This window comes from Roseivirga thermotolerans (assembly GCF_014653175.1).
GTDB classification, from domain to species: domain Bacteria; phylum Bacteroidota; class Bacteroidia; order Cytophagales; family Cyclobacteriaceae; genus Roseivirga; species Roseivirga thermotolerans.
The window spans coordinates 612,554-625,544 of record NZ_BNAG01000003.1 but is presented as its reverse complement, the minus strand read 5'-3'; the positions used below and the strand labels follow the sequence as shown (position 1 = coordinate 625,544).

Below are 12,991 nucleotides of genomic sequence, written 5' to 3'. Positions count from 1 at the left end.
AAATATTAATTTTGCACCGAATTCTTAGTCTATGCCTTCACGAGAAAAAATAATGGTTTTGATGGATACCTCAGATGCAGACCGCACACTACTGAGGTTTTTGGAAGTAATTGCCACCACCAATGAAACCAAAGAGATTCACTTCTTTAACAGCATTAGTGAGATAAAAATACCGGAAGAGGTACTACGAGACTTCCCTGAAATTAAGGATAAGGCCATTGAAGAGCGTAAAAGTAAAATCAGTACACTGGTAAAAAATACGCTCCCTAAAAATCTGCAAGATATCTCAAGCTATCACATTAAAGAAGGAGCTCCGTCTAAGGCCATTCTTAAGTTTGTAGACAAACACAACATAGATCTCATTATGATGGGGAGACACAAGAACTTCATTGGAGGAGGTGTTCTTTCCAACCGTCTGGCCAGAAGAGCAGCCTGTAACCTATTCATCATTCCGGAAGAGGCAAAACCTACAGTGAACATGTTGCATGTTCCGTGCGACTTCTCCAAGCACTCTAAAATTGCCATGGAAGAAGCCATTAAAGTTGCCCGTAAGTATCCGGGAGTAAAGATTGTATGTCAGAACGTATATACAGTGCCGGGGGGCTATCATTACTCAGGCAAAACCTACGAGGAATTTGCCGAAGTGATGCGTGCCAATGCGGAAAAGGATTACAAAAAATTCATGTCAGAAATAGACCATGAGGGGGTAGACCTTGAGGTGGTTTATTCATTAGACACCAACGACAATCCGGTGACGGATATCATAGACTTTGCCCATGAAAACAATCCGAGCGCTATTTTTATTGGCGTAAAAGGAAGAACATCTACTACTGCCCTCTTTATTGGAAGTCGCGCTGAACAACTAATTCAGTACAACAATGATATTCCCATGATGGTGGTAAGGCCTAAGGGGCAAAACTCAGGCTTTATCGACCTGATTAAAGAAATCTAATAGGTTTTTCATAACCACACGGATCGGGTTTGTTAACCATAAAAAAAGAGCCTCTCAAAACTCCTGCTTTCCTCTTCAAGAGTAAGCAAAATCCGGAATTTTGAGAGGCTCCTTCTCTAGCTCGGCTTTGCCAAAGGCCAAAAACTGATAGGCTATTTGCCCTTCAGACGCTTTTCTTCTTTCTCTACCCAGGCCAACAAGGTTTTGGTTTCTTCTTCGGTCAATTTCATTTCAGGAAAACGCTCTACCATTCTTTGAGGAGGCATTTTACCATCTTCCAAAACCTCGAACATTTCAGCTACAAAATGCTCTTGCTCCTCTTTATTCATTTGAGGCACCTTAACCCATTGCAGCTTCTCTTTTGCCTTTTCATTACGAGCATCGGGTTTATGGCAGTTCATACACTTTTTCTCTACAATGGCTTTTACATTTTCGGGAAGTTCAATTTTAGCATCCTGCTCCTGTGCATCCCTGCTTTCATTGGGGCTTGGTGCTACCACAAAAGCACTTGTCAAAAAAAACAATGCAGAGAGACCAAAAATAGCTTTGAGTTGGTTTTTCATAGTTTGTTATAGGTTTAAAAAATTAATGGTTCGACAATTGGTTCTTCAAAAGGTTTAAGATTTCTTGTTAGCCAACTCCCTTGCCGTAAGTCGTTTAAGCATAAACAGAGCGGTAAGCAAAACAACCATAGGGATTAGCGTATAGGTAAAGGCTTTTTCGGCCCCCAGTGTTTTAAAAAGATAGCCTACAATTCGAGAGCCTATGGTGCCTCCCAAGGCTGAAAAAATAATAATGAGCCCTGACATGGGACTATGCAGCTTTTTAGGTAATGCACTAAGTACTGCCGAATTGAGCAATGGATATATGGGAGCTATAAACAAGCCAACCAAGGGAAATGCGTAGCCAATCAGGGGCACATCCGCCAATGTTTCCACTCCATCCATATTGGCATTTACAGCTTCAGGCAACACAAATAGCACCATAGCCATTGCCCCTAATATGCTCACTACCAAAACTACATGCCATGAAAATAATCGCGACAACTGCCCCGCTAACAAGCGTCCAATACCCAGCGAAATGGCCAAAATGCTCGCCATCATTATCGCCACGTTTTCAGGCAACTGCATAACCTTCTCGTTAAAAGTCGGCAGCCAGGTCATTATTCCCTGCTCCACCATCACAAATAAAAATGCGGCTCCAACAAACACCAGTACCAAACCCTTGGCTATCAGCGAAATCATTTCCATAAAATCGGCCGAAAGGCTATTGCCGGGAGCTTCATACGAGTGCTCAAACCGTGCCCTCCAGAGCAGCACAAAAGCCACAGAAGTAAGTCCAGCCAAAACCCAATATACATTGAGCCATGCATTGGGTTGGTCAGGCACATTAAATGCGGGGAAAAGAAAATAGGCCAGAGCAATTCCAAACATAAACACCCCCTCTATATTGCTCATAAAACTATTATGCTCCTTCTGGCTATTGGTTACCAGGCCAATTACCGAGTATACAGCCACTTTAATAACACCGAAGCTTATACCCACCATCAGGAAGTGGAGCTTAGTAGTTAAAAAAGAATTACCGAAATACATTACAAGGCAAGCTATGGTCACCACCCCAAGGGCAGTCAACATTCCTTTTTTATATCCTATTCTTGGTAGAAAAGAAGCGATAAGAAAAGAAGTTACCATTATGGAAATGTCTTTAAACCCCTCCAAAGTGCTTGCTTCTACCTCATCTACCCCAAAAACTTTTTGCGACTTAAGAATAACGATCCCCACAGAATTGAGCAGAATGGCAAAAACAAAATAGTTGATGTACAACGAAAGCTTGATGGCCTTGTGATTCATAGCTTTTAATTAAAGTAGCACTCGGAAGATAGTGAAACTTCCTAAAAGAGCCCACTTATACCATCTGTAGCTCCGAATTTGACAGATAATCTCTATTTTGATAAGATGAAAAGGCAAGGGATATTTCTGATACTTCTGTTCCTCTCTACTCACCTGGCCATAGGCCAACGAGCTAGAGATTACAACATTACTATTGGTGTCCTACCCACCGGAAAATGGAATGCCATTACGGATGTACCTGGAGTAAAAGTTGGTCACACCACTCTCATTGAAGGCGAAACTGTAAGAACCGGAGTAACCGCCATTCTTCCCCATGCGGGAAACATCTTTCAAGAAAAAGTACCGGCCGCCATTTATATTGGCAATGGCTTTGGCAAACTCGCGGGAATCAGCCAGGTGCAGGAGTTAGGCAACCTGGAAACGCCTATTATTCTTACCAACACCTTGAGCGTACCTATGGGCATACAGGGTACTGTCAAATATACGCTTGACCTACCCGGCAACGAAAATGTACGATCGGTAAACGCGGTAGTGGGTGAAACTAACGATGGCGGCCTTAACGATATTCGAGGTATGCACATTACTGAAAACCATGTAATAAAAGCCATTCAGGGAGCACAATCCGGCCCGGTAACCGAAGGTAATGTTGGTGCCGGAACAGGCACCATAGCCTTTGGGTTTAAGGGAGGTATTGGCACCTCATCCAGAAGGATTCCGGAAACATTGGGAGGTTATACGGTGGGCGTTCTGGTACAATCGAACTTTGGCGGCAACCTAACCATTGCCGGAGCTCCCATAGGACAAGAACTTAACCGGTACCCGTTCAGGAGTGCTATTGAGAAAAGTGATGGTTCATGCATGATTGTAGTTTTGACTGACGCTCCCCTGGATGCCAGACAACTGGAAAGGCTGGCCAAAAGAGCCATGTTGGGATTGGCCAAAACCGGGGGAATCGCCTCCAACGGTAGTGGAGACTATGTAGTAGCTGCCTCTACAGCCGAAAACATGAGAATTGCATACCAAACCGCTCATACAACCGACACAGGCAATGTATTGAGAAATGACAACATATCGCCATTATTTATGGCCGCCATTGAAGCCACCGAAGAAGCCATAATTAATTCGCTAATAGCGGCTAAACGCATGGAAGGCAACGGCCGAACCATTGAAGCACTACCGATGGATAAAGTACTGCCCTTGCTGAAAAAATATGGAGTTACTCGATAGAGGCCCGCATAGCATCCAACACCTCGCTGGCCCCCTCTACCGACTGAATATCAATACCTTCGAAGCCTTTCATCCAGCATGCGAGCGCCTCATCGACCTGTTCCAGCACTTTGAGCCCCTTAGCTGTAATGAGCACATCTTTTGCCCTTCGATCCGACTCACAAATAGTGCGCTCAACCAACCGTTTTGTTTCCAGCCTGTCTACAATTCTGGAAGCATTCGACATACGATCCAGCATACGCTCTATAATAGTGTTTACCGTACATGGTTTAGGATACTGGCCTCTTAGTATGCGCATTACATTGTATTGCGGAGAGGTGATACCAAAGGTCTTTAACAGCTTGTTCTGCTTGTCTAACAACCAGCCGTTGGTGTAAAGAATGTTAACTATCAATTTTTCGTAAGAACTCTTAAAGTCCTTGCCCTGTTTTATATCTTCCGCGATTCCCATGGGTCTTTGGTTGGATGACGCCTAAAATTAACACATTGTACTAATTCTTCCACGTCAGTAAATACACATTATACCACAGGTTTGTTTTGTACATTGAACGTAATATTACACACATTAAAAAATTTACGTCCTAAACCTGCAGGTACACATTATCAAATGTAAGAAAACCCCTCAAATTCAGCAGCATAATGTAAATTAGTACAGCTATATTAAACCATTCATTCGCAGTAGCATCTAACTCCAAAACTTCACCACTTGCACGAACAGGAAATACTCACCGAATTTAAGCAACCCTCCACAAGAGAAAGGGCCTTTCGGAAGTTAGTTTCGGCTTATCAGGAGCGGGTGTACTGGCATGTTCGTAAAATTGTCATTACACATGACGATGCAGACGATGTGACTCAGGAGGTTTTCATTAAAGTGTACAAACACCTCGATGAGTTCAAGGAAAACTCTCAGCTATTTACCTGGATATACCGAATAGCTACCAACGAAGCACTGAATCAGCTCAAACGAATTAAACGAAGAACTGCACTCTCTATAGACGATGTACACAAAGAACTTTCTAACCACCTGACACACGGTCAATTGATTAACGGAGATGAGATTCAGATGAAACTCCAAAAAGCCGTATTAAAACTGCCCGAAAAGCAGCGACTGGTGTTTAACATGAAATATTTCGATGACCTGAAGTACGAAGAAATAGCAGAAATAACCGGCACCAGCGTGGGTGCCTTAAAAGCCAGCTTTCACCTGGCTGTTAAAAAAGTAGAGGAAGAACTGAACGCAGATTAAACCTTCTAACCATTTGAAAATCAAAGTACCATGAACAAAAAAGGCCGACATATTAAGCTTGAAGACCAACCCGAACTGGCCAAGAATATTTTCGAGGTACCGGAGGGTTATTTCGATCGGCTAAATAAAGACATACTTGAAGCCGCAGAAAGAGAAGACAGCACGCTTTACAAAAATGAAAAGCTGAAGACGCTTCCATTCGAGGTTCCTCAAAACTACTTCGAAGAGTTAACGGAAGAAATAATGGCCAAAACTGTGGGTCGGGAACGTAAAGTAGTTCCGCTTTATAAGCAAAGTCCAATGCGCTGGCTGGCCGTAGCGGCAAGCTTAGTGCTTATCGCAAGCTTTTACTTTCTTTCGCCTAAAGCACTGCCCGAAAACAATGAATCAGGCCTGGAGCTGGTCTCTGACGATACAATAATTGATTACCTCAATGCACAACAGGCCTTTCAAAACGATATTTTTAGCGATGTAGACTCGTTCGATCTGATACTGGACGAAATAATTGCCGAAGAACTTAATAGTTTTGCTGACCTGCTAACTACCAATGCAGAACTGGATTACCATTTTGAATATTTTGACTACTAAGATCATGAGATTCGCATATATACTTTTGTTGGCAATTGCCTGCAACGTTGTCGTAGCACAAGACCGCAATGGCAGAAGCTCTGACGACTGGGAAAAATTAAAAGCAGCCCGCATAGCCTTTTTGTCGAACAGGCTGCAACTTACCAGTGAAACCGCACAAAAATTCTGGCCCATTTTCAACGAATATGAAAAGGAAAAAGACGCTTTGAGTAAAAAATACAACGAGCAAAAAAGAAACCTTGTGGGGGCTAACGGATGGAAAAACATGACCGATGAAAATGCCGATAAAATGCTTGAGGTATATCTGGAGCAAAAACAGGCAGAACTCGATCTGGAAAAGAAATACCTTACCCGTTTTAACGAAGTACTCGATAAAAATCAGATATGGATGGTTATTCGAATAGATTCTGATTTCAGACGGTCTTTAATGAAGCGCATTAGTGACGATAAAGACAGGCCTAATAGGGATAATGGAGGAAACAGACATTTTCCCCAGCAAAATCACTAGAAGGCAAAACTTCGTAATAACAAAACCCGACCGGCTCTGTTGCCCATAAAGCAGCAGAGTCGGTTCTTTTTTAAACACATAGCCACCTGCCTCTAACGCGCCAAACAGTTCAGGTATATGTTTTCTTTTTCGTTTGTAGCCTGCCGGCTTTGCCGTAATTTGCAACATGGCGCATCTCTCCCTTTTTCAACTCAATCACCTGATCAAAAGCCAGCTGGAAAACAACCTGGCTGGTTCCTATTGGGTCATTGCAGAAATAAGTGAGCTTCGGAACAACCAGAAGGGCCACTGCTATATGGAGTTGGTAGAAAAGGAGAATAACTTTATTCAGGCCAAAATAAGAGCTAACATCTGGGCCTATACCTACCGCACACTCAGCCAGCAATTCGAGCAAGCCACAGGTTCTACCCTCAAGCCGGGCATCAAAGTACTATTCAATGTGAGTATCAATTTTCATGAAGTATATGGGCTCAGCCTGACCGTTAACGATATAGACCCCAACTTCACTATTGGAGAAAGGTCGCGGCAGAGAGAGGAAACCATTCGCAAGCTCAAAGAAGAAGGTTTTTTAAACCTCAATAAGTCGCTGCCCCTACCTCTGGTACCTCAGCGGATAGCCGTCATTAGCTCACTCACCGCAGCAGGATATGGCGATTTCATCGATCAGCTAGAAAACAACTCGCAAGGTTACGATTTTCTAATTGAAAGCTTTAACGCCACCATGCAAGGAACAGAAACCGAAAACTCAATTGCCAAAGCGTTGGAAAACATACGGCAGCGCCAAGAAAAGTACGACCTCATCGCCATAATCAGAGGGGGTGGTGCCCAAACCGATCTGGACAGTTTTGATGGCTACAACCTGGCCAAACTCATTGCCTCAGCTCCACTGCCGGTTCTTACGGGCATTGGTCATGAACGTGACCAGACAGTAGCCGACCTTGTGGCCAACACAGCATTGAAAACGCCAACAGCCGTAGCCGAATTTATTATTTCAGGTATGGACCGGTTCTATAACCAACTCTACGATCTCAATACACGTGTAGAAAGAGGGGTGAGAGATAAGTTTAATATGGCTCGGCAACAGTTGGTTCAAATGGGGCATCGGCTTGAAAGATCAGGCCTCAATTATCTAAAACAAGCCCAACAGCTTCTGTCAGATAAACAACATATGCTTAAATTCGCCAGCAGAGCGCAGGTAGAAAAAAGCCGTTCTCTGTTGACGGGTCTGGAGGATAAAATTAAGCTCATAGACCCGGAAACAATCTTTAAGCGCGGATACTCCATTACCCTGAAAAATGGAAGGTCAATCAACCAACAGCCGATTGCAGTGGGAGACGTGCTGATCACCAAAAATCAACACACACAAATTGAAAGCAAGGTGACAAACATAGAAAATGAGCAGTAAAACAACCTATAAAGAAGCTCTCCAGCGAATCAATGAAATTGTGGAGAGAATTGAAAACCAAAACCCCGACATTGACGAACTTTCGAGTCTGGTTAAAGAGGCTACAAAGCTAATCAACGACTGCAAAGCCAAGTTGGAAAACACAGAAGCAGAAATACAATCATCGCTTGAAAAACTCAATTAACTCCCATGACCGAGCAACAAGCCCTCTCCGAAATTAAAAAGCTCACAGAGCAAATCAATTACCATAACGAACTCTATTATCAGAAAGACCAACCTGAAATTTCAGACTTTGAGTTCGATCAATTATTGGAGCAACTTATTGCCCTTGAAAACAAGTTTCCTCAGTTCAAGTTCGAAGACTCCCCCAGCCAACGTGTAGGAGGAACCATAACCAAAAACTTTGAAACGGTTGTTCATAAATATCCCATGCTTTCTTTGGGCAACACGTATTCTAAAGAAGAACTCATAGACTGGGATAATCGGGTAAAAAAAGGACTGGGAACTAATGAGTATGCATACTTCTGCGAACTAAAGTTCGATGGAGTGGCTCTGAGCCTAACCTACGAAAAAGGAATATTGAAGCGCGCAGTAACCCGTGGCGATGGCACACAAGGAGACGACATTACCGCCAATGCTAAAACCATACGAAGTATACCCTTGCGTATTGGCACACAAACTCCTGATAGTTTTGAGGTTAGAGGAGAAGTCTATTTTCCAAAAGAGCAGTTCGCCCGGATCAACGCTGAACGGATTGATGCCGGAGAAGAGCCTCTGGCCAACCCCAGAAACGCAGCTTCGGGTACGCTAAAAATGCAAGACTCTTCGGTAGTTGCTTACCGAAAACTCGACTGTTACCTCTACTCCCTTCTTGGCGAATCCGTTGAGGTAAATACTCATTCTGAGTCTATTGCCCTGCTGGAAAAATGGGGCTTTAATGTTTCACAGACCTACAAACGTTGCCAATCTATAGAAGAAGTACTCGACTATATAGCCTATTGGGAAATCAAAAGACACGAACTCCCATCAGAAACCGATGGAGTAGTAATAAAAGTAGATAGTCTCCACCATCAAAACGAACTTGGGTTCACAGCCAAAAGCCCCCGGTGGGCCATTGCCTACAAGTACAAAGCCGAAAGTGCCTCAACCGTTTTAGAAAGTATATCTTACCAGGTGGGCCGCACAGGAGCCGTTACTCCCGTAGCCAATTTAAAACCCGTGCTCTTGGCCGGAACTACCGTTAAAAGAGCATCGCTGCACAATGCCAACGAGATCGAACGCCTGGATCTCCGCCTGGGCGACACAGTATTCGTAGAAAAAGGTGGAGAAATCATCCCTAAAATTACCGGTGTAGACCCGCTGGTCCGGCCGGTAAACAGTCAACCGGTAAGCTACATAAGCCATTGCCCGGAATGCCAGACCGAACTTATACGGAAAGAAGGAGAAGCAAACCATTACTGCCCCAATGCAGAAGGATGCCCTCCTCAAATACTGGGAAGAATTGAGCATTTTATTCAACGGAAAGCCATGGATATAGACAGTCTTGGCTCAGAAACACTCAGAGGCCTTCTGGACAAAGGGTTAATTCATGACTATGCCGGCCTATACCAGCTCACTTTCGATGACCTGAACGGCCTGGAGTTTCGTATTTTCTCAGAGAAAAAAGGTGAATACAGTGCCCGAAGCCTAAGGGAAAAATCAGCTTCCAATATCATAAAAGCCATTGAAGAATCGAAGAAAGTACCCTTTGAACGAGTTCTGTTTGCCCTGGGTATTCGCTACGTTGGCCAAACCGTGGCAGAGAAACTAGCCCGCCACTTCAAAACTATTGACAACCTGATGAATGCCTCCTTGGAAGAATTGGTTGCCGTGCCCGAAATTGGAGAACGCATTGCCGAGAGTGTGACAGATTTCTTCAGCCATGAAAAAAATCAGAAACTAATTGCCGATCTTCAGCAAGCCGGACTCCACTTCCAGATAGAAGAAACGGAAGAGGTAAGTGAAAGCCAAAAACTGACAGATCTTTCTTTCGTAATCAGTGGAGTATTCCATCAGTTTTCGCGAGACGAATTGAAGGAAAAGATTAAACGGAATGGCGGCAAAGTAGTCTCATCCATCAGCGCTAAGCTAGACTACCTTGTGGCCGGAGAAAACATGGGACCTGCCAAATTGGAAAAGGCCACTCAATTGGGCATAAAAATCATCTCAGAAGATGAATTCATTCAACTCATCAACAGCTAAATGTCAATACTAGGAAGGAAGATTCTGGGGCTTGTCAATAAGCCCAGAAAACGCGAGTACAAAGAGCCTATACCGCCATACGAAAAGGCCACTAACATTGGCGTTCTCTATACCTATGAAGGAGAAAAGAAAGAAGAAAGCATAAACCAGCTGGTTGAAGAACTGGGTGAGCATAAGCACATTCAAGTGCTTTGTTTTGTGAACCAAAAGGAAGTACCATCTCTCAACCGTGCCACTCTGAAAATCGACCAGATTAGCAGTTGGGGCAAACTTAATTCTCCGGAAACCGAAAGCTTTTTAGACACTTCTTTCGACTATCTGCTACATCTCGATCTTGAATTGAACGAAATTGTTCAAACGCTGTTAAATCGTACAAAAGCCAAGTGCAGGGTTGGTTTTCACTCTGAAACGGCCACCAATTATTATGAATTGATGATTGGTATCAACAAAAGTGCCGGGACTGCTAATTTTGCAGAGCAAATGGTTAAATACATTAAGGCAATCAGGTAAATGGAAAAATTACATGGAACAGGAGTGGCGCTTATAACGCCATTCACTCAAGAAGGGCTGGTAGATTATGATAGTCTTAAGCGAGTACTCGACTTCACCAGCGAGGGAGTTGACTATTACGTTGTTATGGGAACAACCGGTGAAGTAGCTACACTCACTAAAAGCGAGAAAAAAGCAATTCTAGCCTTTGTGCGCGAAAATAACACGAAGAAATTACCCATAGTATACGGCATTGGCGGCAACAATACCGCGGCCGTACTCGATGAAATAAACGATACAAACTTCGATGGAGTGGACGCTCTACTCTCAGTGAGTCCATACTACAACAAGCCTAGTCAGGCAGGTATTATTGCTCACTTCCAAAAAGTGGCCGATGCAAGCCCGGTTCCGGTAATACTTTATAATGTTCCGGGCAGAACAATGTCAAACATGCTGGCCGAAACTACGCTTGCTCTGGCCCAACATCCTAACATATTGGGTATAAAGGAGGCCTCAGGCAAGCTCGATCAGTGCCAAAGTATAGCCACCCAAAAGCCAGAAAACTTTCTACTTATTTCCGGAGACGACCTCATTACCACCGAAATTATGGAGATGGGCGGCTGTGGAGTTATCTCAGTTTTGGCCAATGGGTTTCCCATAGAATTCAGTCAGATAGCCCGATTGGCACTGAGTGGCGATTTTAAAAAGTCTAAGGAGATTTCTAACAGCTTTGAAGCCATAAACCCGCTAATGTATGTAGAGAGTAATCCGGTTGGGATAAAAGAGGTATTGAGACAAAAAGGGGTATGTAACAATCAGGTAAGACTACCCTTACTCCCTGCTACTGAAGAACTTAAGCAGAGGATAGCCGCGTTGCTCTAAACCAAAAATTGAGACAATAAAAAAGCCAATCAAGCAATTGATTGGCCTCTTTATATAAATACGGTTTCCGTATTAGCTATTCTTGATGTTTTGAACATCGATTCTGATTTCCTGAGCTAGGTTCTTAAGCTCTTGCATTCCTTTTCTAACTCTAGTACCAGCAGCCTGGTTACCTTTGTCATAGAATTTTGCGAAATCATCCTCAAGTGAATCTACTAATGCTTTTACTTTGGCAAATTGACTCATATTTATCGTGTTTTAAGGTTGTTGATAATATTGTTTAATTCAGAGCAATATAAAGCAAAATACTCTATTCACAACAATAGAGGCACTTTTTTTTGAGTTTTACTCACCAAAGGCGAGGGCCAACTCTTCTTTTCTATACTCCCCTGATGTAAGTTTTCCTTTAATTGCTTCAAAGGCTGCGATGGTCTCCTCAACATCCTCCAAAGAGTGCGATGCCGTAGGTATAAGACGAAGTATGATCATACCCTTAGGTACCACCGGATAAATAACCACCGAACAGAAAATATTGAAGTTCTCTCTCAGGTCTTTGCTCAGTGCTGCAGCCTCTCCTACTGTACCGTTCAATACCACAGGAGTAACCGGAGATTCTGTTGTACCAATACTAAAGCCTTTCTCTTTCAAGCCACTTTGGAGAGCATCAACAATCGTCCAAAGCTTGTTCTTATGCTCCGGATTATCGCGCAACATAGAGAGCCTTTTAAGACCGCCAATGACAAAGGGCATTGGTAAAGACTTGGCAAAAATCTGAGATCTCATGTTATACTTAAGGAACTTAATGATCTCCTTGTCTCCAGCCACAAAGGCACCAATAGCCGCCATAGACTTGGCAAAAGTAGAGAAGTAAAGGTCTATTTCATCCTGACAACCCAAGTGTTCGCCTGAGCCGGCTCCGGTAGCCCCCATAGTTCCAAAACCATGTGCATCATCTACCAAAAGCCTAAAATTAAACTGGCTCTTCAGCTCGGCAATTTCCTTTACCTTACCCAGGTTACCGGTCATTCCGAAAACCCCTTCGGTTATTACCAAAATACCTCCACCGGTTTCTTTGGTAATTTTTGTAGCCCTTTCCAACTGCTTGGCAAGGTTCTGAATATCGTTATGAGGGAAAACAAAACGTTTGCCCATATGAAGCCTCACTCCATCGATGATACAGGCATGAGACTCTGCATCATACACTATTACATCTTTACGGTCTACCAGAGCATCTATAATAGACAAAACTCCTTGGTAGCCATAGTTAAGCAAGTAAGCCGACTCTTTCATTACAAACTCGGCCAATTCCTGCTCGAGTTGCTCATGATAACTGGTATTACCAGACATCATTCTGGCTCCCATCGGGTATGCCATTCCCCAGTCAGCAGCTGCCTGAGCATCAACCTCTCTTACTTCGGGGTGATTACCTAAACCCAGGTAATTGTTTAAACTCCAGGTCAATACTTCTTTTCCCATGAACTTCATTCTTGGAGCTATCTCTCCTTCTAGTTTTGGGAACATGAAATACCCTTCTGATACGTCTGAATGCTTGCCTAGTGGGCCTTGATTAGACAATAATTTTTCAAATAAATCCAACGCCTTA

The 12,991-nt window shown here is 43.4% G+C and carries 15 protein-coding genes; 10 read left to right on the top strand and 5 right to left on the bottom strand.

Annotation, left to right across the window (positions count from 1 at the left end; genetic code table 11):
- Window positions 1–31 precede the first annotated feature (31 nt).
- Window positions 32–952, top strand: a complete 921-nt coding sequence (locus IE164_RS12750; RefSeq protein WP_189630616.1) for a universal stress protein — start codon at window positions 32–34, stop codon at window positions 950–952.
- Between the two features lie 152 nt (window positions 953–1,104).
- On the opposite strand, the gene IE164_RS12745 is transcribed toward IE164_RS12750, so the two are convergent.
- Together IE164_RS12745 and IE164_RS12740 are read right to left on the bottom strand one after the other, a co-directional pair.
- Window positions 1,105–1,515: a heme-binding domain-containing protein gene (locus IE164_RS12745; protein WP_189630615.1), complete on the bottom strand. Its 411-nt coding sequence runs from the start codon at window positions 1,513–1,515 to the stop codon at window positions 1,105–1,107.
- A gap of 54 nt (window positions 1,516–1,569) precedes the next feature.
- Window positions 1,570–2,802, bottom strand: a complete 1,233-nt coding sequence (locus IE164_RS12740) for an MFS transporter (RefSeq protein ID WP_189630614.1) — start codon at window positions 2,800–2,802, stop codon at window positions 1,570–1,572.
- Between the two features lie 105 nt (window positions 2,803–2,907).
- On the opposite strand from IE164_RS12740, the gene IE164_RS12735 reads away from it, so the two are divergent.
- Window positions 2,908–4,029, top strand: a complete 1,122-nt coding sequence (locus IE164_RS12735; RefSeq protein ID WP_189630613.1) for a DmpA family aminopeptidase — start codon at window positions 2,908–2,910, stop codon at window positions 4,027–4,029.
- Here IE164_RS12735 and IE164_RS12730 read toward each other — a convergent pair.
- Window positions 4,019–4,480: a MarR family winged helix-turn-helix transcriptional regulator gene (locus tag IE164_RS12730; protein ID WP_189630612.1), complete on the bottom strand. Its 462-nt coding sequence runs from the start codon at window positions 4,478–4,480 to the stop codon at window positions 4,019–4,021. The genes IE164_RS12735 and IE164_RS12730 overlap by 11 nt on opposite strands.
- Before the next feature lie 255 nt (window positions 4,481–4,735).
- Between IE164_RS12730 and IE164_RS12725 the strand changes: the two genes are divergently transcribed.
- From IE164_RS12725 to dapA, 8 genes are all read left to right on the top strand, one after another.
- A complete protein-coding gene (locus IE164_RS12725) occupies window positions 4,736–5,275 on the top strand; it encodes an RNA polymerase sigma factor (RefSeq protein ID WP_189630611.1) in 540 nt (179 codons plus the stop codon).
- Between the two features lie 30 nt (window positions 5,276–5,305).
- Complete coding sequence (locus tag IE164_RS12720) at window positions 5,306–5,863, top strand: hypothetical protein (protein WP_189630610.1); 558 nt, start codon at window positions 5,306–5,308, stop codon at window positions 5,861–5,863.
- Between the two features lie 4 nt (window positions 5,864–5,867).
- Entirely contained in the window at window positions 5,868–6,371 is a 504-nt protein-coding gene (locus IE164_RS12715) for a Spy/CpxP family protein refolding chaperone (RefSeq protein ID WP_189630609.1), read from the top strand.
- A 166-nt stretch (window positions 6,372–6,537) separates the two neighbouring features.
- Window positions 6,538–7,776, top strand: a complete 1,239-nt coding sequence (gene xseA, locus IE164_RS12710) for an exodeoxyribonuclease VII large subunit (protein WP_189630608.1) — start codon at window positions 6,538–6,540, stop codon at window positions 7,774–7,776.
- A complete protein-coding gene (gene xseB / locus IE164_RS12705) occupies window positions 7,766–7,960 on the top strand; it encodes an exodeoxyribonuclease VII small subunit (protein ID WP_189630607.1) in 195 nt (64 codons plus the stop codon). Before xseA ends, xseB begins: the two co-directional genes overlap by 11 nt.
- 5 nt (window positions 7,961–7,965) lie before the next feature.
- Window positions 7,966–10,017 carry an NAD-dependent DNA ligase LigA gene (gene ligA / locus IE164_RS12700; RefSeq protein ID WP_189630606.1) on the top strand — a complete coding sequence of 684 codons (2,052 nt, stop codon included), beginning with the start codon at window positions 7,966–7,968 and terminating at the stop codon, window positions 10,015–10,017.
- A complete protein-coding gene (locus IE164_RS12695) occupies window positions 10,018–10,527 on the top strand; it encodes a DUF6913 domain-containing protein (RefSeq protein ID WP_189630605.1) in 510 nt (169 codons plus the stop codon). It abuts the gene before it with no gap.
- Window positions 10,528–11,388 carry a 4-hydroxy-tetrahydrodipicolinate synthase gene (gene dapA, locus IE164_RS12690; protein WP_189630604.1) on the top strand — a complete coding sequence of 287 codons (861 nt, stop codon included), beginning with the start codon at window positions 10,528–10,530 and terminating at the stop codon, window positions 11,386–11,388.
- 72 nt (window positions 11,389–11,460) lie between these two features.
- Here the strand turns inward: dapA and IE164_RS12685 are convergent, their stop codons facing one another.
- Together IE164_RS12685 and IE164_RS12680 are read right to left on the bottom strand one after the other, a co-directional pair.
- A complete protein-coding gene (locus IE164_RS12685) occupies window positions 11,461–11,634 on the bottom strand; it encodes a BF3379 family histone-like protein (protein WP_189630603.1) in 174 nt (57 codons plus the stop codon).
- Between the two features lie 99 nt (window positions 11,635–11,733).
- Window positions 11,734–12,984 (bottom strand): aminotransferase class I/II-fold pyridoxal phosphate-dependent enzyme, encoded by a 1,251-nt coding sequence (locus IE164_RS12680; RefSeq protein ID WP_189630602.1) that lies wholly within the window; start codon window positions 12,982–12,984, stop codon window positions 11,734–11,736.
- Window positions 12,985–12,991 lie beyond the last annotated feature (7 nt).